The 25,405-nt window shown below is 61.0% G+C and carries 26 protein-coding genes and 1 pseudogene; 13 read left to right on the top strand and 14 right to left on the bottom strand.

Going from position 1 to position 25,405, the window contains the following annotated elements:
- Positions 1–175: 175 nt before the first annotated feature.
- The 3 genes and pseudogenes from AD665_RS17600 to AD665_RS17590 all read right to left on the bottom strand — a co-directional run.
- A complete protein-coding gene (locus tag AD665_RS17600) occupies positions 176–868 on the bottom strand; it encodes a pseudouridine synthase (protein ID WP_053192980.1) in 693 nt (230 codons plus the stop codon).
- A gap of 36 nt (positions 869–904) precedes the next feature.
- A complete protein-coding gene (locus tag AD665_RS17595; RefSeq protein ID WP_053192979.1) occupies positions 905–1,123 on the bottom strand; it encodes a cysteine-rich CWC family protein in 219 nt (72 codons plus the stop codon).
- Positions 1,116–1,721 (bottom strand): annotated as a pseudogene (locus AD665_RS17590) (GGDEF domain-containing protein); the annotation flags it as partial. The gene AD665_RS17595 and the pseudogene AD665_RS17590, both read right to left, overlap by 8 nt.
- 384 nt (positions 1,722–2,105) lie before the next feature.
- On the opposite strand from AD665_RS17590, the gene AD665_RS27020 reads away from it, so the two are divergent.
- Positions 2,106–2,489, top strand: coding sequence for a hypothetical protein (locus tag AD665_RS27020; protein ID WP_080686296.1), 384 nt, complete (start codon positions 2,106–2,108; stop codon positions 2,487–2,489).
- Positions 2,490–2,655: 166 nt separating this feature from the next.
- On the opposite strand, the gene AD665_RS17580 is transcribed toward AD665_RS27020, so the two are convergent.
- Positions 2,656–3,768 carry an enoyl-CoA hydratase/isomerase family protein gene (locus AD665_RS17580; RefSeq protein WP_024781300.1) on the bottom strand — a complete coding sequence of 371 codons (1,113 nt, stop codon included), beginning with the start codon at positions 3,766–3,768 and terminating at the stop codon, positions 2,656–2,658.
- A 130-nt stretch (positions 3,769–3,898) separates the two neighbouring features.
- Between AD665_RS17580 and ung the strand changes: the two genes are divergently transcribed.
- Complete coding sequence (ung, locus tag AD665_RS17575; RefSeq protein ID WP_024781299.1) at positions 3,899–4,591, top strand: uracil-DNA glycosylase; 693 nt, start codon at positions 3,899–3,901, stop codon at positions 4,589–4,591.
- Positions 4,592–4,701: 110 nt separating this feature from the next.
- Here the strand turns inward: ung and AD665_RS17570 are convergent, their stop codons facing one another.
- Genes AD665_RS17570 through AD665_RS17555 form a run of 4 tightly spaced genes read right to left on the bottom strand, consistent with a single transcriptional unit; the run spans position 4,702 to position 8,742 of the window.
- Positions 4,702–5,739 (bottom strand): AbrB family transcriptional regulator, encoded by a 1,038-nt coding sequence (locus AD665_RS17570; RefSeq protein WP_053192975.1) that lies wholly within the window; start codon positions 5,737–5,739, stop codon positions 4,702–4,704.
- Positions 5,732–7,246 (bottom strand): tripartite tricarboxylate transporter permease, encoded by a 1,515-nt coding sequence (locus AD665_RS17565; protein ID WP_024781297.1) that lies wholly within the window; start codon positions 7,244–7,246, stop codon positions 5,732–5,734. Before AD665_RS17565 ends, AD665_RS17570 begins: the two co-directional genes overlap by 8 nt.
- A 1-nt stretch (position 7,247) precedes the next feature.
- Positions 7,248–7,709 carry a tripartite tricarboxylate transporter TctB family protein gene (locus AD665_RS17560; RefSeq protein ID WP_024781296.1) on the bottom strand — a complete coding sequence of 154 codons (462 nt, stop codon included), beginning with the start codon at positions 7,707–7,709 and terminating at the stop codon, positions 7,248–7,250.
- Between the two features lie 55 nt (positions 7,710–7,764).
- On the bottom strand, positions 7,765–8,742 hold the full coding sequence (locus AD665_RS17555) for a Bug family tripartite tricarboxylate transporter substrate binding protein (protein WP_024781295.1): 978 nt from the start codon (positions 8,740–8,742) through the stop codon (positions 7,765–7,767).
- A 441-nt stretch (positions 8,743–9,183) separates the two neighbouring features.
- Here AD665_RS17555 and AD665_RS17550 point away from each other — a divergent pair, with 441 nt between their 5' ends.
- Positions 9,184–9,855 (top strand): response regulator, encoded by a 672-nt coding sequence (locus AD665_RS17550; RefSeq protein ID WP_024781294.1) that lies wholly within the window; start codon positions 9,184–9,186, stop codon positions 9,853–9,855.
- On the top strand, positions 9,848–11,239 hold the full coding sequence (locus AD665_RS17545) for a sensor histidine kinase (RefSeq protein WP_024781293.1): 1,392 nt from the start codon (positions 9,848–9,850) through the stop codon (positions 11,237–11,239). The genes AD665_RS17550 and AD665_RS17545 overlap by 8 nt, the downstream gene beginning before the upstream one ends.
- A gap of 145 nt (positions 11,240–11,384) precedes the next feature.
- Here the strand turns inward: AD665_RS17545 and AD665_RS17540 are convergent, their stop codons facing one another.
- Complete coding sequence (locus AD665_RS17540; RefSeq protein WP_024781292.1) at positions 11,385–12,206, bottom strand: HDOD domain-containing protein; 822 nt, start codon at positions 12,204–12,206, stop codon at positions 11,385–11,387.
- Between the two features lie 34 nt (positions 12,207–12,240).
- A complete protein-coding gene (gene ygfZ, locus AD665_RS17535; protein ID WP_024781291.1) occupies positions 12,241–13,182 on the bottom strand; it encodes a CAF17-like 4Fe-4S cluster assembly/insertion protein YgfZ in 942 nt (313 codons plus the stop codon).
- 149 nt (positions 13,183–13,331) lie between these two features.
- Between ygfZ and AD665_RS17530 the strand changes: the two genes are divergently transcribed.
- Together AD665_RS17530 and AD665_RS17525 are read left to right on the top strand one after the other, a co-directional pair.
- A complete protein-coding gene (locus AD665_RS17530; RefSeq protein WP_003184348.1) occupies positions 13,332–13,586 on the top strand; it encodes an FAD assembly factor SdhE in 255 nt (84 codons plus the stop codon).
- On the top strand, positions 13,570–14,022 hold the full coding sequence (locus AD665_RS17525; protein WP_053192974.1) for a protein YgfX: 453 nt from the start codon (positions 13,570–13,572) through the stop codon (positions 14,020–14,022). The genes AD665_RS17530 and AD665_RS17525 overlap by 17 nt, the downstream gene beginning before the upstream one ends.
- Here the strand turns inward: AD665_RS17525 and nadB are convergent.
- The gene (gene nadB, locus AD665_RS17520) at positions 13,991–15,607 is read right to left on the bottom strand and encodes an L-aspartate oxidase (protein WP_024781289.1); all 1,617 of its coding nucleotides are present in this window, start codon (positions 15,605–15,607) and stop codon (positions 13,991–13,993) included. The two genes, AD665_RS17525 and nadB, sit on opposite strands and share 32 nt — an antisense overlap.
- Positions 15,608–16,168: 561 nt before the next feature.
- On the opposite strand from nadB, the gene rpoE reads away from it, so the two are divergent.
- The 4 genes from rpoE to AD665_RS17500 all read left to right on the top strand — a co-directional run bounded on the left by rpoE (position 16,169) and on the right by AD665_RS17500 (position 19,961).
- Entirely contained in the window at positions 16,169–16,750 is a 582-nt protein-coding gene (gene rpoE, locus AD665_RS17515; RefSeq protein ID WP_003172477.1) for an RNA polymerase sigma factor RpoE/AlgU, read from the top strand.
- Positions 16,751–16,781: 31 nt separating this feature from the next.
- Positions 16,782–17,369 (top strand): sigma-E factor negative regulatory protein, encoded by a 588-nt coding sequence (locus AD665_RS17510; RefSeq protein ID WP_024781288.1) that lies wholly within the window; start codon positions 16,782–16,784, stop codon positions 17,367–17,369.
- A 9-nt stretch (positions 17,370–17,378) separates the two neighbouring features.
- A complete protein-coding gene (locus AD665_RS17505; RefSeq protein ID WP_024781287.1) occupies positions 17,379–18,323 on the top strand; it encodes a MucB/RseB C-terminal domain-containing protein in 945 nt (314 codons plus the stop codon).
- A gap of 207 nt (positions 18,324–18,530) precedes the next feature.
- Positions 18,531–19,961, top strand: coding sequence for a DegQ family serine endoprotease (locus AD665_RS17500; RefSeq protein WP_024781286.1), 1,431 nt, complete (start codon positions 18,531–18,533; stop codon positions 19,959–19,961).
- A gap of 204 nt (positions 19,962–20,165) precedes the next feature.
- Here the strand turns inward: AD665_RS17500 and AD665_RS17495 are convergent, their stop codons facing one another.
- Positions 20,166–21,599, bottom strand: a complete 1,434-nt coding sequence (locus AD665_RS17495) for a M48 family metalloprotease (RefSeq protein WP_053192972.1) — start codon at positions 21,597–21,599, stop codon at positions 20,166–20,168.
- A 98-nt stretch (positions 21,600–21,697) separates the two neighbouring features.
- On the opposite strand from AD665_RS17495, the gene AD665_RS17490 reads away from it, so the two are divergent.
- Both AD665_RS17490 and AD665_RS17485 read left to right on the top strand, forming a co-directional pair.
- Complete coding sequence (locus AD665_RS17490) at positions 21,698–21,937, top strand: sulfurtransferase TusA family protein (protein WP_024781284.1); 240 nt, start codon at positions 21,698–21,700, stop codon at positions 21,935–21,937.
- Between the two features lie 30 nt (positions 21,938–21,967).
- Positions 21,968–23,038 (top strand): AI-2E family transporter, encoded by a 1,071-nt coding sequence (locus tag AD665_RS17485; protein WP_024781283.1) that lies wholly within the window; start codon positions 21,968–21,970, stop codon positions 23,036–23,038.
- A gap of 119 nt (positions 23,039–23,157) precedes the next feature.
- Here the strand turns inward: AD665_RS17485 and AD665_RS17480 are convergent, their stop codons facing one another.
- Positions 23,158–23,631, bottom strand: coding sequence for a peroxiredoxin (locus tag AD665_RS17480; protein WP_053192970.1), 474 nt, complete (start codon positions 23,629–23,631; stop codon positions 23,158–23,160).
- Positions 23,632–23,641: 10 nt separating this feature from the next.
- The gene (locus AD665_RS17475) at positions 23,642–24,202 is read right to left on the bottom strand and encodes a glycine cleavage system transcriptional repressor (RefSeq protein WP_024780389.1); all 561 of its coding nucleotides are present in this window, start codon (positions 24,200–24,202) and stop codon (positions 23,642–23,644) included.
- Positions 24,203–24,517: 315 nt separating this feature from the next.
- Here AD665_RS17475 and dapA point away from each other — a divergent pair, with 315 nt between their 5' ends.
- Positions 24,518–25,396, top strand: coding sequence for a 4-hydroxy-tetrahydrodipicolinate synthase (gene dapA / locus AD665_RS17470; RefSeq protein WP_024780390.1), 879 nt, complete (start codon positions 24,518–24,520; stop codon positions 25,394–25,396).
- Positions 25,397–25,405 lie beyond the last annotated feature (9 nt).

The raw sequence follows: 25,405 nt of genomic DNA, 5'->3' as shown, positions 1-25,405 counted from the left end.
GTCTGTCGGCGGGCAAGGCGGAACCAGAGGGTTCTGGCCGACAAAAAGTTTCTTAGAGGTATGGGGTGACTCATCGGTCACATTTCGGCCGACGGTTTGATTCAAGCAGGGGGACGGCCGTTGCGCAAGTGTCCTTTTGAAAATTGTTCGACACTTCTGCCCGGCGGTCATCGGCTCAGATCAGGCAGACCTCTTCTGGGGTCAAGGCGCGGTATTGGCCCTGCTCGAGATCTGCATCCAGCGAAAGCGGCCCCATGCGTTCGCGGTGCAGGCGCAGCACTTTGTTGTCGAAGTGGCCGAACATGCGCTTGATCTGGTGGTAGCGTCCTTCGACGATGCTCAGCCGCGCCGAGTTCGGACCCAGCAGCGTCAGCTCCGCCGGCTGGGTGGTGAGGTCTTCGAAGGCAAAGTACAAGCCACGGGCGAAGGTGACGGCATAGTCGGCAGTGATGGTCTGCTCGGTCTCGACGTAGTAGACCTTTGGCAGCTTCGTTTGCGGCTGGGTCAGGCGTCGCGACCAACTGCCGTCATTGGTGATCAGCATCAGCCCGGTGGTGTTGAAATCCAGGCGCCCGGCGATGTGCAGGTCGTCCTTGTCCGGTTCGTTCAGCCAATCGAGCACGGTGGGATGCTGCGGATCGCGCGTGGCACTGACGCAGCCAGCAGGTTTATGCAACATGAAATACCGCGCCGCTCGGCCTGCCTGCAGCAGTTCGTCGTCGACTTCTACGCGGCTGAACTCGCGGACCTGGGCGTGCGGGTCGCTGATCACCTGTCCGTCGATGCGCACCCGGCGCGCCACCAACAACAACCGGACCTGTTGGCGATTGAAGCGCGGCAGATTGCTGAGGAAACGGTCGACACGCATGGGGCAATTCAGGCCAGGGAGCGGAGGGCGGGAATCTTACGCGATCGGCGGCTGCTTGGCGCGCAATTGGCTTTCGACCTGGGCACAGCGCGGGCACAGGCAGGATTGATCGCGCAGCTCGACCGGCAGTGCCTCGAGCACGGCCGGGTCGATACTCACGCCGTAACACCAGCAGGTTCGGTCGGCTGTTTTCGGGTTGGCCAGGGTGCAGTCATTGGAGCTGCCGCAGGCAGGGCACAGGTCGGGTTTATTCATAACTGGAGTGAGGCATCTCAACGCAGGTTCGGTTGCTTCCGTTCTGTCGGGCACGTTGCAGCGCATGATCGGTCCGCGACAGCAGGCTGTGCAAGGTGTCATTCTCTTGCAAGGTGGTGAGGCCGATGCTGATGGTCGCCAACAGTTGCTTGCCACTGCAGAAATAGCGCTGCCTCTCGATGTGCTGACGAATCTTTTCGGCGATTTTCAGACCTGTCTGTCCGTCGGTGTCCTTGAGCAGGACGACAAAGGTGTCGGTACTCCAGCGACACACGATGTCCGAATGCCGCAGGCTATCGCTCAGGTCGCGGGCAAATCCGCTCAGCAGCTGGTCGCTGACGATGTGACCGTGGGTGGTGTCCAGCCGTTTGAAGTCGTCCAGCTCCATCAGCAGCGCCGTCAAGGGTTTGGGCTCGCGCTGGGCTTCGTGCAGGGCTTGCACGGCCAGCAGGTCGAAGCCACGACGGTTTGGCAATTCGGTCAGGCTGTCGAGCGTTGCCTGGGCGTCGATGCGGCGTTGATAGCCGCTGATGATCCGACATAGCACCGCCAGTACCACTAGCGTTACCAGCAGGCCAATCACAAGATTCAGGTACAGGACCTTCAGCAGGTGGTCCCGTATCGAGGTGTGGGCGACGTAATAGCCCAGCAGCGAAATCACCAGAAAGCCCGTCCCCAACAGTATCGCCAGTGTCAGGAGCGGTTTGCGTTGGGAATACAACGGCGAACGGGGCGGCATGGCGATTCCCTGAGCTGCGATCGGATGGATTCAGTTTAGTGGCTTGTAGGAGATGGCGACGGGATTTGTGGCGGACACGCTGTGGCGGGGGGGGGGCGAAACGGGCAAAACGCTACATGTTTCAACTTATTGCGAAATCGCACCAGATTCCGTTTTTGTTGTCAGATTAATCGACAGTGCCGAAAGGCGGCTGCCGCCCATCAGCGTCGCTGATGTGGCCCATCCGCGGTCCAGGAGGCCGCCATGTATCGACGACTGCTGCTCATTGCGTTTCTCGGTTTGACTCTTTCGGCCTGCGTGCCTTACTACGACGGAGACTCGAGCTATTACCGTTCCGAGGTCTATACCTCACCAGCGCCGGTCTATTACGGTGGTGGGAGCTACTACTCGGCGCCGCGCTACTATTCGGCACCCAGGTATTACCAACCGGCGCCACGCTACTATTCGGCACCGCGCTACTATCAACCCGGCCCTCACTACTATTCACCGCCGCGGGCGGCCTATCGGTCTTATCCGAGTCGGGGCGGCTGGGACGGCCGTGACCGGGGTGGTTGGGATGATAATCGGCGTGGCGGGCATGATCGGCGCGGTCGGGGCGATCATGATGGACGGGACAGTCACCGCTGATCTTCAGATTATTGAAAGCGGCGCATCGAGCGCCGTTTTTTTTTGCCTGCAACAAAACCTGTGGGAGCGAGCCTGCTCGCGAAAGCGTCGGGTCAGTGACATTAAAGTTGGCTGATACGCCGCTATCGCGAGCAGGCTCGCTCCCACCCGGTTTCGCTCGGGACTTCTACTCATTGGCCAGATCCGCAAGCGGATGCCGCCCCTCCCAGGCTTTGTGGAAATGCGCCTCCACCGCCGCTTCAGGCACATGGTTGATGTCCGGCCAGTGCCAGTGGGGTTTCTGGTCCTTGTCGATCAACCGGGCCCGCACGCCTTCGCTGAATTCAGGATGTCGGCAGCAATTGAGACTCAGTGTGTATTCCATGCGAAACACGCTGGCCAAGGACAAGTGCCGTGCCCGGGCGATCTGCTCCCAGACCAGATGAGCGGTCAGCGGTGAGCCTTCGGTCATGGTCCTGGCGGCCCGGGCGATCAGCGGATCCGGATGATCCACCAGCAGGCTGAGGGCCTTCCAGGCGCAGCGCACGTCGCTGACATCCAGCCATTCGTCGATTTGCTGTCGACGTGGCAACCATTGGGCTTCGGGTAACCGGTCGAGGGCTTCGCGCTGCAAGGCCTTGAGCAGACTGTTGAGTTGCATGTCGGTCTGTTCCTGCCAGTTGAGCTGCAGCAGGCCTTCGATCAAGTCGTCCTGTTGCTCGTCCAGCAAGAATCGGTCGGCCAGGCCCAGGTCGATGGCATCCCGGGCGTTCATGTGGGCGCCGGTCAGCCCAAGAAACAGCCCGAGCTTGCCCGGCAGACGCGACAGGAACCAACTGGCGCCGACATCCGGGTATAAACCAATGCTGATCTCCGGCATCGCCAGGCGACTGCTCGGTGTGACGATCCGGGTGCTTGCGCCCTGCAACAGGCCCATGCCGCCGCCGAGCACATAGCCGTGCCCCCAGCACAGCAAAGGCTTGGGATAAGTGTGCAAGTTGAAGTCCAGGCGATATTCCGCTGCAAAGAACTGCGCCGCCAACGGCGGTACTTCGCCGGGATGGGCGCGGCAGGCTTCCACCAGGCTGCGAACTTCGCCGCCCGCGCAGAAGGCCTTGGCGCCGTTGCCACGCAGTAATACACAAACGATTTGCGGTTCCCGGGCCCAGGCATCAAGACGATCGCGCAGCGCGTTGATCATCGGCAAGGACAGGGCGTTCAAGGATTTTTCGGCGTCCAGGGTAGCGATGCCGATACGGGCCCCAGTGATGCCCGTGAGCTCTTCGAAGTGCAGATTCATCGTGACCTCGATCAGAAATTGAATATTCAGTATGAACGCTGCGTGGGAAAGTGCCGGTTCTGCGTCAGATCAATTGACAAGCCATGTAGGCTTTCCTAGGGTGCGCCCATTGTTTTTACCGGGTGCAATCATGACTGCTGACGAACGTATCAAACTCGAACCGAGCTGGAAGCAGGCGCTACGTGCCGAGTTCGACCAGCCCTACATGGCAGAGTTGCGCGAGTTCCTGCGCCAGGAGTACGCCGCCGGCAAGGAGATCTATCCGCCGGCTTCGTTGATTTTCAATGCCCTCAATTCCACGCCTCTGGACAAGGTCAAGGTCGTGATCCTGGGGCAAGACCCGTATCACGGTCCGGGCCAGGCCCACGGCCTGTGTTTTTCGGTGCAGCCGGGCGTACCGGCGCCACCATCACTCGTGAATATCTTCAAGGAGCTGAAGCGCGACCTGAACATCGACATCCCCAACCATGGCTACCTGCAAAGCTGGGCCGACCAGGGCGTGCTGCTGCTCAATACCACCATGACCGTGGAACGCGCCAATGCCAACGCCCATGCGGGCAAGGGCTGGCAACATTTTACCGACCGGGTCATCGAAGTGGTCAGTGCGCATCAGCCGCATCTGGTGTTCCTGCTATGGGGCGCCCATGCCCAGAGCAAGCAGAAACTGATCGACGCCACCAAGCACCTGGTGCTGACCTCAGTCCACCCGTCCCCGTTGTCGGCTTATCGTGGTTTCCTGGGATGCGGGCATTTTGGCCGGACGAACAAGTTTCTCGAACAGCACGGCGAGACGCCGATCGATTGGCGGTTGCCGCCAGTTTAAGTGTTCGACAGTGCGGGCCTCATCGCGAGCAGGCTCGCTCCCACAGAGGATGTGCGGCGCTGGCACAGATCAATGTGCGAGCCTGCTCGCGAAAAGGGCGACACGAATGATCAGTCGGGACCCGGTCGTCGCATCCAATACCTGAACAACGGCTCCGCCAGAAACAGCACGAACAGCAGCCGCATCACCTGCAATGCCGTCACCAGCGGCACCGACAATTGCAGCGTCTCTGCCGTCAGGCTCATTTCCGCGATGCCGCCGGGCATCATGCCGAGGGTCAGTGAGCGCAGGTCCAGGCGGGTCAGGGTGCTCAGGCCCAGGGCCGCCAGGGTGGCGATCAGCATCGTCAACACCGTGCCAATCAGGGTACGCCCCATGAATGACGGAGCTCGTCGAAAGAACTGCCGGTTGAAATGACAACCCAGGCCGCTGCCGATCAGCCACTGGCCAATCTGGCTGCCGCCATTGGGCAGGCCGATGTGCAGGTCCCAGCCGATACTGACCGCCGCACTCACCAGCAGCGGCCCGAACAGCCATGGGTTGGGTTGACGCAGGCGTTCCCAGATCCAGGCGAGCAGGGCGCCCGCCGGGAGCAACAGCGCCAGCCACAGCCAATCCACGGTGGTGGCGTGCTGCACCGGTGCGCCTTCGCCCAACAGGTATTTGAAGGCAGCAGGCACGCACAGCACCACCACCAGGACTCGCAAGCTCTGGCCCGCGGCGACGCGGCTCAGGTCCGCACCATTGCGCGAGCCAAGATTGACCATTTCGCCGGAACCGCCCGGCATGCTGGAGAAAAAAGCCGTGGCGCGGTCTTCGCCGGTGCGGCGCATCAGCCACACACTCACCACGCTGGACACGCTGGTGATCAGTGCGCCGAAGAAGATCAGGCCAAAGTGGTTCAGGACCTGTTCCATCACCACCGGGGTGAAATGCAGGCCAATACCGATGCCCACTACCCATTGGCCGCATTTACGGCCCCCGGGGATTTCCATCAACTGCCACGGAGTCAGGCAGCGCACCAGGATGATCGCCAGCAACGAGCCGACCATCCAGGGCAAAGGCCAGCCGATCAGGCTGGCCAGGTAACCGCCGGCCAAGCCGACCAGCGGTGTTCCCCACCATTGTCTGAAGGTCGCTTCAGGCATCGGCCACGGCGCGTCGTTGGGCGCTGCGGCGACGCCAGATCCGCAGCAGTGGCATTAACAGCATGATCGCCGTCAGGATCCAGCAGCCGAGAGTGATCGGGCTCGACCAGAGGATTTCCAATGCACCGTTGGAAATCGACAGCGCACGCCGCAGGTTTTGCTCCATCAGACCGCCGAGGATGAAGCCCAGCAGCACAGGCGACAGGGGGAAGTCCAGCTTGCGCAGGATGTAGCCGAAGATGCCGATGCCGATCATCAGGAACAGGTCGAACGTGGTGGCGTGAACCGCGTAGACACCGATGCCGGTGATGATGGCGATGACCGGCACCAGTGCCCAGTTAGGCACTGCCAGGATGCGGGTGAACACGCGGATCATCGGGATGTTGAGGACCACCAGCATAATGTTGGCAACGAACAACGACGCGATCAGACCCCAGACGATGTCCGGCTGTTGCTGGAACAACAGTGGGCCCGGAGTGATGTTGTACAGCGACAGCGCGCCGATCATCACCGCCGTGGTGCCCGAGCCGGGAACGCCGAGCGTCAGCATCGGCACCAGCGCACCGCAGGCTGCGCCGCCGATGGCGGTTTCCGGGGCAGCGAGGCCGCGCTTGTCGCCCTGGCCGAAGGTGCCGCTGGTGCCGGCGATGCGTTTTTCAGTCATGTAGGCCACGGCACTGGCCAGCGTTGCACCGGCGCCTGGCAGCACGCCCATGATGAAACCAAGCACGCCGCAACGCAGGTTCACGACGAACACCGACGAGGCTTCCTTGAAGTTGAACATCATCCGTCCGGTGGCTTTCACCGCCTCCTGGCCGTGATGGGTTTTTTCCAGCATCAGCAGGATTTCGCTGATAGAGAACAGACCCAATACCAGCACGACGAACTGGATGCCGTCGGCCAGGTGGACGCTGTCACCGGTGAAGCGGTACACGCCGCTGTTGGCGTCGATTCCGACAGAAGACAGGAACAGACCGATCAACGCCGCGATGAACGTCTTGAGCGGTCGGTCGCCCGCCATGCCGCCGAGGCAGACGATGGCGAACACCATCAGGACGAAATATTCCGCCGGTCCAAAGGCAATCGCCCATTTGGCCAGCAGCGGGGCGAACAGCACCATGCCGCATGTGGCAATGAATGCACCGATGAACGAACTCCACGCCGACAGCGACAACGCCACACCGGCCAGGCCCTGGCGGGCCATCGGATAGCCATCGAGGGTCGTCATCACGGTGGAGGCTTCTCCGGGGATGTTGAGCAGGATCGAGCTGATGCGCCCGCCATATTCGCAACCCAGGTACACCGCCGCCAGCAGGATCAGTGCCGATTCCGGCGGCAGGCCCAGGGCAAACGCAATCGGGATCAGCAGCGCCACGCCGTTGATCGGGCCCAGGCCGGGCAGCAGGCCGACCACGGTGCCGATCAGAGTGCCGGTCAGCGCGGTGACGAGGTTGTAAGGCGTCAGTGCGACACCGAAACCCTGGCCGAGATAATTCAGGGTATCCATATCAATTCTCCAGGACGTCGAGCAGGCCCAGGGGCAGCGGCACGTCCATCAGCTTGTCGAACAACAGATAAAGACCGATGGCCATCAGGCTGATGATCACCACGCTCGGCACCCAGCGGCCGCCATACAGGCGAGCCATCGGCACCCCGATCAGGATGCTGGAGAGGATGAAGCCCAAGGGCTCGAAGGTTCCGGCGAATACCAGTAACAGCACCACGCAGATGCCGATCTTTTGCAGGGTTTCACGGTCCAGTTGCGGTTCGTCTTCGCTGTGCACGATGGGAACAGGACGGAACACCATGTACAGCAGTGCCAGGCCCATCAGTCCCAGCATCAGCAAGGGAAAGGCACGAGGGCCGACTGGTTCGTAGGAAAAAGCGGCCTGGTACGGCCAGGCCATCAGCGCGAGGCCAATACAGACCAGCAACAGCACCGCGGCAAAAATACGTTGGAGGGTGAGCATGACTAACTCCTGGGCAGCGCCGGGGGAGCCGGCGCCGCCGCGAGAACAGAGACGGTTACTGGATCAGGCCGAACTCTTTGGCCAGCACCTTGTAATCGGCCACTTGCTTCTTCACGTAGGTGTCCAGTTCCGGGCCGGTCATGGCGAACGGGAACAGTTCGCGCTGGTCACGCAACTTGGCAAACTCTTCGGAAGCCAGCAGCTTGTCGAACGCGTCTTTCCACCAGGCGTAGTCCTCGTCACTCACCTTCGGCCCGAGGTAGAAGCCGCGCACCACCGGCCACAAAATGTCGTAGCCTTGCTCGCGAGCGGTGGGAATGTCTTTCATTTCAGGCTCGTCCAGGCGCTTCTCGGAGAACACTGCCAGCAGGCGCATGTCACCGCTCATGATGTGGGGCATGGAGTCGGAAATGTCCGTACTGCCCACCTGGATGTGACCGCCAAGCAGGGCGGTGGCGATTTCACCGCCGCCTTCGAGCGCCACGTAGCGCAGTTTGCGTGGGTCGATACCGGCGGCCTTGGCGACCAGTGCGGTTTGCATCCAGTCCTGGCTGCCGACAGTGCCGCCGGAACCGATGACGACGGATCCAGGATCTTTCTTCAAGGCCTGTACCAGATCGTCGAGGTTCTTGTAGGGCGAATCGCTTTTCACCGCAATGGCGCCGTAGCTGGTGCCCACGGCTGCCAGCCAGCGCACATTGGTTTCGTCGAAACGACCGAACTTGCCCTGTGCCAGGTTCAGCAGTGAACCACTGGACCAGGCCACCAACGTGCCGGCGTCCGCCGGGCGTTGCGCGACCACGGCGTTATAGGCTACCGCGCCGACACCGCCAGGCATGTAGGTGACACGCATCGGTTTGGTCAACAGTTTCTGGTTTACCAGCGCGCTTTGCGCCAGCTTGCAGGTCAGGTCAAAACCACCGCCGGGCGCTGCGGGGGCGATGCACTCCGGGCGTTTCGGTTCGGCGAGCAATTGTCCGGCGAACATCAGGCATCCGACGGCCAGGGCTACTTTACGCAGTGATAGGTTCATTCTCGTCTCCACAGGAGTTGTTGTTGTGTGTTGCAGTCTTTGCGCTGCCGAACCCTTTGGATCAGGCAACAGGTCCATAACAGGAACTTGAATCTATAGCTGACCCACCGGTACATGTCCGGGTATTCGCTGGCGGCACTGGCCACGAGGGGGTGGGTTGGGGCGGGAAAAGCGAGCAGGCATAGGCGCCTGGGGCTGCATGGACAGCATGGGGATACTCCGCTTTATTGTTCTTATGTGAAAACGCATCGGGGCGTTTCTCGTTCGCGATTGTGTAAGGCGATCGGCAGTCGAGACTGTCCGTAACAGGACTCTAATAGCCCAACCTTTCGCTAACCTTTCAAAAGCTTTCAGGATGTTTTTTGGCTTCACAGCAGCGGATGCGGCTGTAAACTTCGCGCCAGTGAATGGCGTCGACCATTCCTGAATCGAGGAAAAACCATGCGTGTTCTGCTCGTCGAAGACCATTTGCAGCTTGCCGAAAGCGTTGCCCAGGCGCTCAAGAGCACCGGTTTGACCGTGGACGTGCTGCATGACGGGGTTGCCGCCGATCTGGCACTGAGCAGTGAGGAATACGCGGTTGCGGTACTCGACGTCGGGTTGCCGCGCATGGACGGCTTTGAAGTGCTGGCGCGCTTGCGGGCCCGGGGGAAAACCCTGCCGGTGTTGATGCTGACGGCTCGCAGCGACGTCAAGGACCGGGTGCATGGCCTCAACCTCGGTGCCGACGATTACCTGGCCAAACCTTTCGAACTCACTGAGCTTGAGGCTCGGGTCAAGGCGCTGTTACGGCGTAGCGTACTGGGCGGCGAACGCCAGCAGCGCTGTGGCGGTCTGATCTATGATCTGGATACCCGTCGCTTTACCCTGGACGATGAACTGTTGGCCCTGACGTCCCGCGAGCAAGCCGTGCTGGAGGCGTTGATCGCACGGCCGGGGCGGGTAATGAGCAAGGAGCAGCTTGCCGCCCAAGTGTTCGGTCTGGACGAGGAAGCCAGTCCTGATGCGATCGAAATATACGTTCACCGCCTGCGCAAGAAACTCGACGGGCATGCCGTGGCGATCGTGACGTTCAGGGGCCTGGGTTATCTGCTGGAAACCCGCGATGCATAAACCCGACAGCCTGCGCTGGCGACTCCTGCGCAACCTGGCGCTGTTGCTGGTGGTGTTGATGCTGGCCAGCGGCCTGAGCGCCTATTGGAACGGTCGTGCAGCGGCGGATACCGCCTATGACCGGACCTTGCTGGCCTCGGCCCGAACCATCGCCGCAGGCTTGTCACAACGCGACGGCAGTCTGAGCGCGGATGTGCCCTACGTAGCCCTGGACACCTTTGCCTACGACAGCGCCGGGCGCATCTATTATCAGGTCAATGACATCAACAAGAAGCTGATCTCCGGCTACGAAAACCTTCCCGGCCCACCGCCCGGCACCCCGCGCACGGACGATTACCCGGCGCTGGCGCGCTTTTACAACGCCCGTTATAAGGGCCAGGATGTGCGGGTAGTCAGTCTGCTCAAGGCCGTGAGCGAGCCGAACATGAACGGCATGGCGGAAATCCGTGTGGCGGAAACCGAAGAGGCGCGCATCAGCATGGCCCGCGGCCTGATGGCCGACACGCTGCTGCGTCTGGGCATGCTGGCGGTGGGCGCCCTGTTGTTGGTGTGGTTCGCGGTCAGCGCGGCGTTGCGTCCGCTGGAGCGCTTGCGTACGGCGGTGGAAGAGCGCCAGTCGGACGATCTACGACCATTGCCACTGGTGGAAGTGCAGCACGAGTTGTGGCCTCTGGTGCGGGCCCTCAACCACTTTACCGAGCGTTTGCGCGGGCAGTTCGAGCGTCAGGCGCAATTTATCGCCGACGCCGCCCATGAACTGCGCACGCCCCTGGCTGCGCTCAAGGCGCGGCTGGAACTTGGGCTGCGCGCCAGCGAACCGGCGATCTGGCGGGAGACCCTGGAAACCGCAGCCCAGGGCACTGATAGGTTGACGCATCTGGCCAACCAATTGTTGTCCATGGCGCGGGTGGAAAACGGTGCGCGGGCCATTGCCGAAGGGGGCGCGCAGTTGCTGGATCTCAGCCAGTTGGCCCGCGAGCTGGGCATGGCCATGGCGCCGCTGGCTCATGCGCGGGGCGTGGCATTGGCCTTGGAAGCCGACGAGCCGGTGTGGCTGCGCGGTGAACCAACGCTGTTGAACGAGTTGTTGAGCAATCTGGTGGACAATGCCCTGGCCCATACACCTTCGGGCGGCAACGTGATTCTACGGGTCGCCGCGCCGGCGGTGCTGGAGGTGGAGGACGATGGTCCCGGCATTCCACTGCACGAGCGCGACCGTGTCTTCGAGCGTTTCTACCGGCGCAACCAGCAGGTCGCCGGTTCTGGCCTGGGCCTGGCCATCGTCGGAGAAATCTGCCGCGCCCATCTGGCCCAGATAAGCCTGCATGACGGGGTAGAGGGTGGGTTGAAGGTGCGGGTGAGTTTTATCCCTGGCTCAGACTGATCCTGAAGCGAACCCGGCTGTGGCGAGGGGATTTATCCCCGCTGGGGCGCGAAGCGGCCCCCCTGCGTTGTATCAGACAAAACGCGGAGGGCCGCTTCGCAGCCCAGCGGGGATAAATCCCCTCGCCACAGGTGATCCTCCTGGTCTAGTAAAACATCGACCGCGCTTCTTCCAGATTCGCGCATCGTTCCTTGTCGCTCGGGTCGATGCCCAGTTTCTGGAATGATGGCACCTTGAATACGTCGATTCGGCCAAGGGGATGATCGGTGTCCTTGTAGCAGTACAGCGCAGCGACCTGCACCAGGTCTACGTAGTCAAGTTGCCGGGATTCCCTGGCGAAATCCAGGTAAAGCCCTGGCAATTTCACCAACCTCTCCGGAAACTCCCAGACGCTGAGCAGCTTGTCCCCCAGCACAGGGTGAATCGTTTCGATGACATGGTTGAGGCTGACCGGGTCTGACAGCAGCTCATTATGGTCTTCGGCGTAGGTCAGGATCGGCAGTACGCCGATCTGGTGCACCAACCCTCCCAGCGCTGCCTGGTCGGGCTTGAGCTGCGTATAGGTCCGGCACAACGCATAGCTGACGCCGGCGATCTCCAGGCTTCTACGCCAGACATCGCGCATCTTTTGTTCTACCACCTCGGAGCGCGCGTGGAAAATCTGCTCCATGACCAAGCCGATGGCCAGGTTACTGCTGTAGTTGACGCCCAGTCGGGTGATGGCTGTGTGCAGGTCGGTGACTTCCTGGGTGGCACGCAGCAATGGGCTGTTGACCACTTTTATCAGGCGCGCCGAAAGCGCCGTGTCGCGGCCGATCACCTTGCTCAGGTTGCTGACGCTGATTTCCGGGTCTTCGGCGGCCCGGCGAATCTGCAGGGCCACTTCCGGCAATGTCGGCAGAACCAGGTCATCGTTATCGATGGCCTCTACCAAGTCCCGTTGGACCTTATCCGCCAAATCGCTCATTTCGATTCTCTAGGTATTGCCACAAATGCTGCGATCAGCGCTGGATTTCGCGGTCGCGGTCCAGTTCGTAAGGCAGGTCCAGCAATTTCAGTATCGGGCCTTCCAGGCTACCGAGGTGCACACTGCCCTCATCTGCTGCTTCGGCCTGCAACACCGCCAGCAGTTCAATGTTTTGCTCGGTGTGTGCGGCGATCACCACCTCACCGACGGCGCTCCCGTGGGCGGGGGAGAACAGGGCCGTGCCGGGTTCCGGCAGTTCGCCGGCGTCCAGTTGCAGGCGATACAGGCGTCGCTTGAGCTTGCCCAGGTACTGCATGCGGGCAACGATTTCCTGGCCGGTGTAGCAGCCTTTCTTGAAACTCACGCCGCCGACGGCCTGCAGGTTGAGCATCTGCGGAATAAAAAGCTCGCGTGTGGCAGGCATGACCTGGCCGATGCCTGCGCGGATCTGGCCCAGCAGCCACGAGTTCAGGTCTGTCTCGGTCAAGGTGGCGAGCAGACGGGTTTTCAGTGCGTCGGCCTGTTCGGCAGGAGCCCACAGTTCGACTCGGCCAGGGGACACACGGATGGCAATCATGGATTCGTGGCGGGCCACGCTATCAATATCTTCCGGCAGTGCCAGGCCCAGTTGGTCCAGTGTCGTGTCGGCGTTCTCCAGGCCGAAGCGAACCCAGGCTGTGCTTTCGTCGGTGAGCCTGGATTTGGAAAATACGGCGTATTTCTTCAGGTCCGCCAATTGCGGCTCGAGCAATCCGGTAGCCATTGCCATCAGTACACCGTCGCCTTCGAGCAGGATTCGAAAGCTCGACTGCATCCGGCCCTTCTGGGTGCAGCGGGCACCGAGGCTGGCCCGGCTGTCGCTCAGGTAGTTGAGGTTGCAGGTCAATTGGCCCTGCAGGAATTTGCCGGCGTCCACGCCGCGGACCGCAAGAACGCCTTCGTGGGACAGGGTGCAGAAAAAAGCGGAATCAGCCATGAGTCATCGCAGGGTAAAAAGTCTGGTGGACATCATAAGGGCGCGCCCTTGAAATGGGTAGTTCACAAAGGATCGGTGGTGACTGACCAAAGCCGTCTGTTTCACCGCGGCGGTGCCTGTATACTTGCGCTCTATTTGAGGAGCGCTCCATGGTCGAAGATGTAGAACTGAATCGCCTCTACTGGCACAGCCGCCGCGGCATGCTTGAGCTGGATGTCTTGCTGGTGCCTTTCGTGAAAGAGGTCTACCCCCACCTTAATGAAGTGGACCGTGCCTGCTATGTCCGCCTGCTCGAATGTGAAGACCAGGACATGTTCGGCTGGTTCATGGAGCGCAGCGAATCCGAAGATCCGGAACTGCAGCGCATGGTCCGGATGATCCTGGACCGTGTCCAACCGAAGTAATCGCTTCGAATGCCGCTGGCAGGCCTCCGGGCAACTGCTGGCGGCCTATGGCCTGGCCCAGCTCTTCGCACTGGGCTCGTTGCTCCTGATGTCTGTCTCGCCAGGGTTCACAGGGCTTGGCGTTATGCTGTGCCTGGCCCACGGTGCCTGGACGATACCGCGCCACGTGTTGCTGACTCATCGCCAGGCATTCCGCGGGTTGCGTCGGGATGTCAATGGCTGGCAGCTCTGGAGCAAGGCCAGTGGCTGGCAGGCGGTGCAGTTGCGCCCCGACAGCCTGGCACTGCCACTGATCGTGATATTGCGCTTTCGCTTGAAGGGCGAGCGGCGGATCCGCTCGTTGTGCGTGCCCCGCGACGCGCTGGCGCCCGATCTTCATCGGCGCCTGCGGGTGCGGCTCAGGTTCAGTCGGCGTAGGTGGGCGGCACCAGAATAGTGTCCAGTGCCTCGGGCAGCAGATTCGGATAATCGAGGGTGTAATGCAGCCCTCGGCTTTCCTTGCGCTCCATGGCTGAGCGAATCATCAGCTCGGCAACCTGGGCCAGGTTGCGCAATTCGATCAAGTCTCTGCTCACTTTATAATTGCTGTAGAACTCGTCGATCTCATCCAGCAGCAGGCGCACCCGATGCTGGGCCCTTTGCAGGCGCTTGTTGGTACGCACGATACCCACGTAGTCCCACATGAATCGCCGCAGTTCATCCCAGTTGTGGGCGATGATCACATCTTCGTCCGAGTCGGTGACCTGGCTGGCGTCCCACGAGGGCAGGGCGGCCGGGATAGCAATCTGTGGCAACTGTTCGAGAATGTCCGCCGCGGCCGAGCGGGCATAGACAAAGCACTCGAGCAGTGAGTTGCTGGCCATGCGGTTGGCACCATGAAGACCCGTGAAGCTGGTTTCGCCAATGGCGTACAAGCCCGGAACGTCGGTGCGGCCCTGCTGGTCGACCATCACGCCGCCGCAGGTGTAATGCGCTGCCGGTACCACCGGGATCGGCTGTTTGGTGATATCGATGGAGAATTCCAGGCAGCGCTCGTACACCGTCGGGAAATGGCTTTTGATGAACGCCTCGGGTTTATGGCTTATATCCAGGTAAACACAGTCGATACCCAGGCGCTTCATTTCATGATCGATGGCCCGGGCGACGATGTCCCGCGGTGCCAGCTCGGCGCGCGCGTCGAAGCGCTGCATGAAGCGCTCGCCATTGGGCAGCTTCAAGTGCGCACCTTCGCCGCGCAGGGCCTCGGTGACCAGGAAACTCTTCGCCAGCGGATGATAGAGGCAGGTGGGGTGGAATTGATTGAATTCCAGGTTCGCTACCCGGCATCCCGAGCGCCACGCCATGGCGATACCGTCGCCGCAGGCGCCGTCGGGGTTGCTGGTGTACAGGTAGACTTTGGCTGCGCCACCGGACGCCAGGATCACGAAGCGTGCGCCGTAGGTGTCGACTTCGCCGGTGCCGCGATTAAGCACGTAGGCGCCCAGGCAACGATCGCCGGCCAGGCCCAGGCGTTTTTCGGTGATCAGGTCGACCGCGACTCGCTGTTCCAGCAGCTCGATATTCGGTCGCCGCTGGGCCTGGGCCAGCAGCGTCTTGAAAATCGCTGCGCCGGTGGCATCGGCCGCATGGATGATGCGCCGATGGCTATGGCCGCCTTCCCGGGTCAGGTGGAATTCAAATCCGCCGTCTTCAGTGCCGGACTGCTCGTCGCGGGTAAAAGGTACGCCCTGGTCGATCAGCCACTGGATGGCTTCGCGGCTATGCTCGACAGTGAAGCGCACCGCGTCAGGATTGCACAGGCCGCCACCGGCGTTGAGGGTATCGTCGACATGGGACTCGATGGTGTCGGTGTCATCCAGCACGGCCGCGACGCCGCCCTGTGCCCAGAACGTCGAACCGTTGGCCAGGTCGCCTTTGCTCAGCACTGCAATGCGCAGGTGCTCCGGCAACGTCAGTGCAAGGCTCAATCCGGCGGCACCGCTGCCGATTACCAGAACATCATGTTGGAACTGTAGGCTCATTCGATAGGTTTCCGCTCAAGGCGACCCGGGTCGGGGTTGGCGCAAGGCATCCGCTTCAGCGGAGTCAGGCAGCCACGCAGCCCACTAGTATATAGAGGGGTGGAACGGCACAATAGCCGGGCATTCATGGCAATGTGAGACCAGCGTGACAGAAAAGCGAAGCGCTTCGTCGGATCGCTTTTCTCGCGGACGGAAGACAAGGCCGCTTTTTCGAGGAAAAACGCGGCCGATCACATCATGGTTGCTCAATGTCTGCTTTGAACAATGACTGTAAATAGCGGGAACTTTTGCCGAGCGCCTACGTTCAATAGACGGTTGTCTGCAAAAGGGAGCAGCGTCGGGTTGGTGCAGGATATCGATACGAGTCCTTGCCGACAGGCCCGGCGACAGATTATTCGCGCAGCCGGGGAATCTCGCGCTGCGTTTTTCGTGCGTGCCGGGATCAGAGCGCGCCGGAAACTTGCTTGAAGGGGGAGAACTTTTGCGAAAAGCCCGAGTCTATGTTTGCAAGTCCGGTCAATTAGCCATGCAAGCCTCCTTCGAGCTTATCGAGGAGTGTTCATGCTAACCCAGGAAGAGGATCAGCAGCTGGTCGAACGTGTTCAGCGCGGCGACAAGCGAGCTTTCGATCTGTTAGTGCTGAAATACCAGCACAAAATTCTCGGGTTGATCGTGCGGTTTGTGCACGACACCCATGAAGCCCAGGATGTCGCCCAGGAAGCCTTCATCAAGGCCTACCGCGCACTTGGTAATTTTCGCGGGGACAGCGCGTTTTATACGTGGCTTTACCGCATCGCCATTAACACGGCGAAAAACTATCTGGTTTCACGCGGCCGTCGGCCGCCGGATAGTGATGTAAGTTCCGAAGATGCAGAGTTCTACGATGGCGATCATGGCCTCAAGGATCTCGAATCCCCGGAGCGAGCGTTGCTGCGGGATGAGATCGAGGGCACCGTCCATCGGACCATCCAGCAACTGCCTGAAGATTTGCGTACGGCATTAACTTTACGTGAATTCGACGGTCTGAGTTACGAGGACATTGCGAGCGTCATGCAATGTCCGGTAGGCACCGTGCGCTCCCGGATCTTCCGCGCTCGGGAGGCCATCGATAAAGCCCTGCAACCGTTGTTGCAGGAAAACTAAAGACAGCGGCGACAGCCAAGAGAGGAACGCCATGAGTCGTGAAGCCCTGCAGGAATCGCTGTCCGCAGTGATGGATAACGAAGCGGACGAACTGGAGTTACGTCGGGTATTGAATGCCTTTGACGATGTTGAAACCCGTGAGACCTGGGCTCGTTACCAGATCGCCCGGGCTGTCATGCACAAGGACCTGCTGCTTCCGCGCCTGGACATCGCTGCGGCCGTTTCTGCTGCATTGGCTGACGAAGCCGTACCGGCTAAAGCTTCCCGTAGCCCATGGCGTAGCCTGGGTCGTCTGGCAGTGGCCGCCTCGGTAACTGTCGCCGTTCTGGCCGGTGTACGTCTGTACAACCAGGATGAAATAGCCGGAGTTCAGATGGCCCAGCAGTCCAGCCAGCCAGGCCTGGTCGCTCCACTGGTCAAAGGCCCAGCGGTATTGGCCGGTTACAGCGAAAGCTCGGAAGCCGCCGGTCCCATGGTCAACGGTGTCTTGCAGGGTCAGCCAGGCTGGCACGATCAGCGTCTGCCCAACTACCTGCGTCAGCATGCCCAACAAGCTGCCCTGAAAGGGACTGAAAGCGCATTGCCTTACGCCCGTGCAGCCAGTCTGGAAAACCGTTAAGGATAACCCTTGCGCGCCATACCTCTATTTACGCTGCTGCTGGGTGGCTGGTGTGCTTTCCCAGCGTACGCCGATGAGGCTCAGGACTGGCTGAATCGTATGGGCCAGGCCGAGCTACAGCAAAGTTTCCAAGGCACCTTCGTTTACGAGCGCAACGGTAGTTTTTCTACCCATAACATCTGGCATCGTGTCCAGGATGGCAAAGTGCGCGAGCGGTTGCTGCAGCAGGATGGCTCGGCACAGGAAGTCCTGCGCATTGATGGAAATACTCAGTGTGTCAGTGGCTCCCTGATCTCAGGGGTTGGGAACACCGAGGGCACGGCCCGTGCGCTCGATCCGCAAAAACTCAAGAATTGGTACGACCTTGCCGTCATCGGCAAGTCGCGCGTGGCCGGGCGACCGGCTGTCATCGTTTCCCTGACGCCCAAAGACCAGCATCGTTACGGTTTTGAGCTGCATCTGGACAAAGAGACTGGGCTGCCGCTCAAGTCCCTGCTGCTTAACGACAAGGGGCAGTTGCTCGAACGTTTCCAGTTCACGCGCCTGAGCATTGCCGAGCCGGTGGACAGCGACCTGCAAGCCAGTGCCGAGTGCAAGGCAGTCGTCCGGGACGCCGGTAAGGCTGCTGTGGCGAAGGCCACCTGGCATTCGGATTGGCTCCCCCCCGGCTTCGAGTTGACCAACAGCGCCGTGCGCAAGGACCCGGAGACCGGCGCTCAGGTCAGCAGTCTGATGTACGACGATGGCCTGGCCCGTTTCTCGGTGTTCCTGGAGCCATTGAACGGCGCGACTGTCACCGACACGCGTACCCAGCTTGGCCCGACGGCAGCCGTCTCGCGTCGTCTCACGACACCCCAGGGTGAAATGATGGTGACCGTGGTCGGCGAGATCCCTATTGGTACGGCTGAACGGATTGCGCTTTCGATGCGGTCCGATGCCACGGCGACTCAGTAAAGTGCTGCCGTGGTCGTTCGGTCCTGATCGAATGCCGAAACTTCCTGTCAGCATTTTCATTTGCAAAACTTCTGTTTTTTTTCTATTAGGTCAGAGCTGCTTGGCTCTGTCCTTGCCTGTTTTTCCGGAACGATGACACCGGCGTATCTTTCCACCGGTATTCCTTGTTCCATATCGCTTAACCCTGCTCGTCGTAACGGGAGCTGTATGTCGATACCAAGCTTGAAAACCTATTTCTCCATCCTTGCCACCGTGCTGGTGCTCGGCCAGGCCGTTCCCGCCGTGGCGGACAGCTTGCCTGACTTCACCCAGTTGGTCGAAAACGCCTCGCCTGCAGTGGTGAACATCAGTACCACCCAGAAGCTACCGGATCGCCGCGTCTCGGACCAGCAGATGCCGGATCTGGAAGGGTTGCCCCCCATGCTGCGCGAGTTCTTCGAGCGCGGAATGCCGCAGCAGCCTCGTTCGCCTGGCGGTGGTCGCCAGCGTGAGGCACAGTCCCTGGGCTCGGGTTTCATCATTTCGCCCGACGGCTACATCCTGACCAATAACCATGTGATCGCCGATGCCGACGAAATCCTGGTGCGCCTGGCCGATCGCAGTGAACTCAAGGCCAAACTGATCGGTACCGACCCGCGTTCCGACGTGGCGTTGCTGAAAATCGACGGGAAGGACCTGCCGGTGCTCAAGCTCGGCAAGTCCCAGGATCTGAAGGCCGGTCAGTGGGTCGTGGCCATCGGCTCGCCGTTCGGATTCGATCACACCGTGACCCAGGGCATCGTCAGTGCCATCGGTCGCAGCCTGCCGAACGAAAACTACGTTCCGTTCATCCAGACCGACGTGCCGATCAATCCGGGCAACTCCGGTGGTCCGTTGTTCAATCTGGCCGGTGAGGTGGTGGGCATCAACTCCCAGATCTACACCCGTTCGGGCGGCTTCATGGGCGTGTCTTTCGCGATTCCGATTGATGTGGCGATGGACGTGTCCAACCAGCTGAAAACCGAAGGCAAGGTCAGTCGCGGCTGGCTGGGTGTGGTCATCCAGGAAGTGAACAAGGACCTGGCCGAGTCGTTCGGGCTGGAGAAACCGGCGGGTGCGCTGGTGGCGCAGATCCAGGATGGTGGGCCGGCTGCCAAGGGTGGCCTGCAGGTCGGTGATGTGATCCTGAAGCTCAATGACCAGCCGATCATCATGTCTGCGGACCTGCCACACCTGGTAGGTGCCCTCAAAGCCGGTGCCAAGGCCAACCTGGAAGTGATTCGCGATGGCAAGCGCAAGAACGTTGAACTGACGGTTGGTGCCATTCCTGAAGAGGGCGCCGAGCTGGAATCGCAACCCAAGTCCGGCGTTGAGCGCAGCAGCAATCGCCTGGGTGTGGCAGTGGTCGAGCTGACGGCCGAGCAGAAGAAAGCTCTGGACCTGCAGGGTGGCGTGGTGATCAAGGAGGTGCAGGACGGTCCTGCCGCCCTGATCGGCTTGCAACCTGGTGACATCATCACGCACCTGAACAACCAGGCTATTGGCTCCACCAAGGAGTTCACCGAGATCGCCCAGGCCTTGCCGAAGAATCGCTCGGTCTCGATGCGGGTTCTGCGTCAGGGGCGTGCGAGCTTTATCACCTTCAAGCTGGCCGAATGATCGGTTAGTGGCTCAATGAAAAACCGCCTCGAGAGAGGCGGTTTTTTTGTGCCCGATGGATGGGGCAATCAATGGCGAGCAGGCCCTCTGTGGGAGGGAGCTTGCTCGCGAAGGGGCCGACACATCCCACATCACTGCAAGCTGACCTACCGCTTTCGCGAGCAGGCTCGCACAGGGGCAGAGCCGACCGCGAAACTTGTCTTCTCAGCCCATCATATCCTTCACCATGCGCTCCTGCTCCATGAGCTCCCGCTGTCGGGCATCGATGCGTGACGACAGCGGGAAGTTGGTGCCGGCGCGCCGTTTGGCGAAGTCCAGTTGCTGGATGGCCTGGCGGTAGTCACCCACCAGGGCGAAGTACTCGGCGCGGGCTTGGTGCAAGCCAATGATGTTACCCGAAAGCCCGCGAGTCTCGGCGACCATGTACCAGACATCCGGATCGTCCGGGCGGGTCTTGAGCAGGGTTTCCAGAGCTTTTTCAGCGTCGGCGGGCCGGTTCTGCTTGAGCAGCAGGTCGACACGCACCTGATTGAGTGGGTAATTGCCCGGATACTGGGCCAGCATCCGGTCAACACGAGATTGAGCATCGGCCAGCTTGTTGCTGGTGATGTCCAGGTCGACCTGGGCCAGGTTGTAGATGATTTCGTTGGGTGACTTGGCCAGTAGCGGCGCGAGGTTTCCCCGGGCTTCGTTCAACTGGCCGCCCTTGATCTGCGCAATTGCCAGGCCATAGCGGGCCACGTCGTTCTTGGGGTTCTCATCCAGTTGCGCCCGGAAGCGCTTGGCGCCCAGGCCAGGGGTTTCTTCATAGATCAACTGGACCCGTGCGCGAATCAGTTGGTAACGCATGCTGTCTTCTATGCCGCCCGGCTTGGCTTGTTCGGCACGGTTGCGGGTGTCGGCGATCCGGGACTCTGTGACCGGGTGGGTCAGCAAGAATTCAGGTGGCCTGGCGTCGAAGCGGTACTGGCGCATCAGCCGCTCGAACATGGTCGGCATGGAGCGTGGATCGTAGCCGGCCTTTTCCAGGTTCTGGATACCGATGCGGTCGGCTTCCTGCTCGTTCTGGCGCGAAAAACGCCGTTGTTCCTGGATGGCGGCCGCCTGGGTGCCGGCAATGGCAGCGATCCCCGCATCACCACCGCCGGCGGCGGCAATCACGATACCGGTCAGCAGCGCGGCCATCATGGGGACCTGCATGCGCTGCTGGGCTTCGACGCCGCGGGCGAAGTGGCGTTGAGACAGGTGAGCCAGTTCGTGGGCCATCACCGAGGCATATTCGCCTTCGGTCTGGGCGTTGAGGAACAGGCCGCCGTTGACCCCGACGATCCCGCCAGGTGCGGCGAAGGCGTTGAGCTGCGGGCTGTTGATCAGGATGAACTCCAGGCGTCGGTCGTTGACCTGGCTGGTTTCAACCAGTTTGTACACGCTGGTCTCGACGTAATCCTTGAGCTGTGGATCGTTGAGCTGTGCGACCTGGCTGCGCAGCAGGGCCAGCCAGGCGCGACCCAGTTGGTGTTCCTGCTCCGGCGAGACAATGGCAGAACTGGCATCGCCAAGTGACGGCAGGTCGTCGGCGAAGCCTGGTGAGGCGAGCAGGCAAGCGAGCGTCAGCAGGGTGGGGCGCAGAAATGTCATGCACGGGGCCTTAGTCGACAAAGACCCTACTGTAGCCGGACACCGGCCCCGGGACCAGATATTCTAGGCGGCTCTACGACCTGCTGCGGAGTGAAACAATGACCGATGCTGTAGCCCACGATGCCGAACTGGATGCCAGCGGCCTGAATTGTCCGTTGCCATTGCTCAAGGCCAAGCTGGAGCTCAACCGCCTGGCCAGTGGTGCCGTGCTCAAGGTCATCGCCACGGACGCGGGCTCCCAGCGTGATTTCCGCACCTTCGCCCGGCTGGCCGGTCATACGCTGCTGCATGAAGAAGACGACAATGGCGTCTACCGTTACTGGCTGAAGAAAGCCTGAATAACCGATGGTGTTGCTTAAGGATTTTTAATGTTCAAAGTGTTACGCGACTGGATTCAGCGCTACTTCTCCGACGAAGAAGCGGTGGTGCTGGCAGTGCTGCTATTCCTGGGGTTCACTGCGGTCCTCACCTTGGGCGGCATGCTGGCACCGGTGCTGGCGGGGATGGTGCTGGCGTACCTGATGCAAGGCCTGGTCACGACGCTGGAGCGCCTGCGGCTGCCCGGAACCGTGGCGGTGTGCCTGGTGTTTGCCCTCTTCATGGGGCTGTTGGTGGTGTTCGTCGTGATAATCGTGCCGTTGCTCTGGCACCAGTTGGTGACGCTGTTCAACGAGTTGCCGGGCATGCTCGCCAAATGGCAGTCCCTGCTATTGCTGCTACCCGAGCGCTATCCGCATCTGGTATCGGACGAGCAGGTGCTCCAGACCATCGAAGTGGTGCGCGGCCAGATCGGCAAATTCGGCCAGTGGGCGCTGACGTTTTCGTTGTCCAGCCTGCCGCTCCTGGTGAACATCATGATTTACCTGGTGCTGGTGCCTATCCTGGTGTTTTTCTTTCTCAAGGACCGGGAAGTGATCGGGCGCTGGGTCCGCGGCTACCTGCCGCGTGAACGGGCGCTGATTACCCGGGTGGCCCAGGAGATGAATCGCCAGATTGCCAATTACATTCGCGGAAAGGTCATCGAAGTATTCATCTGTGGCGGCGTGACCTACATCGGCTTCGTGGCCCTGGGGCTCAACTACGCCGCATTGCTGGCGCTGCTGGTGGGTATTTCGGTGGTGGTGCCTTATGTCGGCACGGTGGTGGTGACCGTGCCGGTGGCCTTGATCGCACTGTTCCAGTGGGGCTGGAGCGATCAGTTCATCTATCTGATGGCGGTCTACGGAATCATCCAGACGCTGGACGGCAACGTGCTGGTGCCGTTGCTGTTCTCCGAAGCGGTGAACCTGCACCCGGTGGCGATCATTTGCGCAGTGCTGCTGTTTGGAGGGCTGTGGGGATTCTGGGGGGTATTCTTTGCGATTCCCCTGGCGACGCTGTTCAAGGCTGTGCTGGATGCGTGGCCGAGCAAGGAACCGATTGTGGCGCCGTTGCTCTAGCTGACTGATCAGGTGAGGCTGATGGCCTCATCGCGAGCAGGCTCGCTCCCACATGGATTGTGTAGAACCCTGTGGGAGCGAGCCTGCTCGCGATGGGGCCCGACAGGCAATAAAAAGCCTCAGGCCTTATCGAGCGCCTGAGCCGCCGCGAGCACGGCATCCACATGCCCGGGCACTTTCACACCGCGCCATTCCTGGCGCAGCACGCCGTCCTTGTCGATCAGGAACGTGCTGCGATCCACGCCCAGGTATTCCTTGCCATAGAGCTTTTTCAGCTTGATCACATCGAACAACTGGCAGACGGCTTCGTCCTTGTCGCTGATGAGCTCGAACGGAAATTCCTGCTTGCACTTGAAGTTCTCGTGGGACTTGAGACTGTCCCGGGAGACGCCGAACACTTCGGTGTTGGCAGCCTTGAACTGCGCGTACTGGTCGCGAAAGCCCTGGCCTTCGGTGGTGCAACCGGGGGTGCTGTCCTTCGGATAGAAGTAGATCACCACCTGCTTGCCTTTCAGGGCTGCGAGGCTGACGGTCTGCCCGTTGGTGGCGGGCGCCTGGAAATCGGTAACCGGCTGGTCGATGGCAACGGTCATGGGCGCTTCCTTACATTGGGTTTTGTGGGCGCCACGGTTCGATCAGTGCATCCAGGTTCATCGCGTCGGCGAAGTCCAGGAACTGATCGCGTAGCCAACTGATCTGGGTGCCGGCCGGAAGCGTCACGGTGAACGTGGCGTTGAGCATGGTGCCGCCGGTCTGCGGGGCCTGATAGGTGTCGCAGGTGAGGTTTTCCAGCTCGACGTGGTGGTCCGTGAAGAACTGGCACAGCTCGTTGATGATGTCCGGGCGGTAGGCCGAGCTCACATAGGCCACGTAGGGCAGGGCTTGGGGACGGTTTTCCAGCGCTGCGCTGCGCACCACGTTGACGGTGAAGGTGTGCTTCTTGGCCAATACCGGCAGGCTGCCTTCCAGGCGGGCCAGGGCGTCCCAGCTGCCGGAAACCTCAAGCACGAGCGCACTGCATTCGCCGTGGCGGGTCAGGCGTGAGGTCACGACGGCGCAGCGGTTTTCATGGCTGGCGCGGCACAGGACGTTGGTCAGCTCCATGGGGTTGGCGCCAAGGGCACTGATGACAAGGAATTGTTCGCGGACTGTGGGGGTGGACATGCAGCATTCCTAAAGCGATGAGCGGTCGATACCTACGCCATTCTGCAGGGGGGCGGCCTGCGAAAACGAACGACTCAAGCCTGTGCCTGGCGTTGCACGGTATTCCGCAACAGACGGGAAATATGCCGGGACAAACGCAGGATCGGGGCTTGTGGCGACGAAAACGGAGGCTGGGAACCGGCCTGTGAACGTGTCGGTACCGATCAAAGTCTGAAGGGTAGCGAAAACCATCGCCAAGGGGAATGGGAGTTCGCTTGTACAAGCATCTTGGCGCCAGTACCATTACGGCTCTCTTTTTCCGGCAGGAGCGGTTTCATGATTGCGGGCAGTATGGTGGCACTGGTCACACCCATGGATGCACAAGGGCGTCTTGACTGGGCCAGCCTCAGCAAACTCGTGGACTTCCACCTTGAAAACGGCACCCACGCCATTGTCGCCGTCGGTACCACCGGCGAGTCGGCTACCCTCGATGTCAACGAGCACATCGAAGTCATCCGTGCCGTGGTCAAGCAGGTCAACGGTCGCATTCCGGTCATCGCCGGTACTGGCGCCAACTCGACCCGCGAAGCCGTCGAGCTGACCCGCAACGCCAAGGAAGCCGGTGCCGACGCCTGCCTGCTCGTCGTTCCGTACTACAACCGGCCGACCCAGGAAGGCCTGTACCAGCACTTCAAGCACATCGCCGAAGCGGTCGACATCCCGCAGATCCTCTATAACGTCCCGGGCCGCACCTCCTGCGACATGCAGGCCGAGACGGTGATTCGCCTGTCTACCGTTCCGAACATCATCGGCATCAAGGAAGCCACCGGCGACCTGAAGCGCGCCAAGGCCATCCTCGATGGCGTGAGCAAGGACTTCATCCTGCTGTCCGGTGACGATCCGACCGCGGTCGAGCTGATCCTGATGGGCGGCAAGGGCAACATTTCCGTCACCGCCAACGTCGCGCCGCGGGAAATGGCCGACCTGTGCGAGGCCGCGCTCAAGGGCGACGCCGAGACCGCACGGGCCATCAATGAAAAACTGATGCCGCTGCACAAGGACCTGTTCATCGAAGCCAACCCGATCCCGGTGAAGTGGGCGCTGGTGGAAATGGGCCTGATGCACGAAGGCATCCGCCTGCCGCTCACCTGGCTGAGCAACGCCTGTCACGAACCGCTGCGGCAGGCCATGCGCCAGTCCGGCGTCCTGGTTTAATTGAGGAAG

It is taken from the genome of Pseudomonas corrugata, assembly GCF_001269905.1.
Classification (GTDB): Bacteria; Pseudomonadota; Gammaproteobacteria; order Pseudomonadales; family Pseudomonadaceae; genus Aquipseudomonas; species Aquipseudomonas corrugata.
Note: the sequence above shows the minus strand (reverse complement) of the source record. Positions and strands in the feature narration are given on the sequence as shown.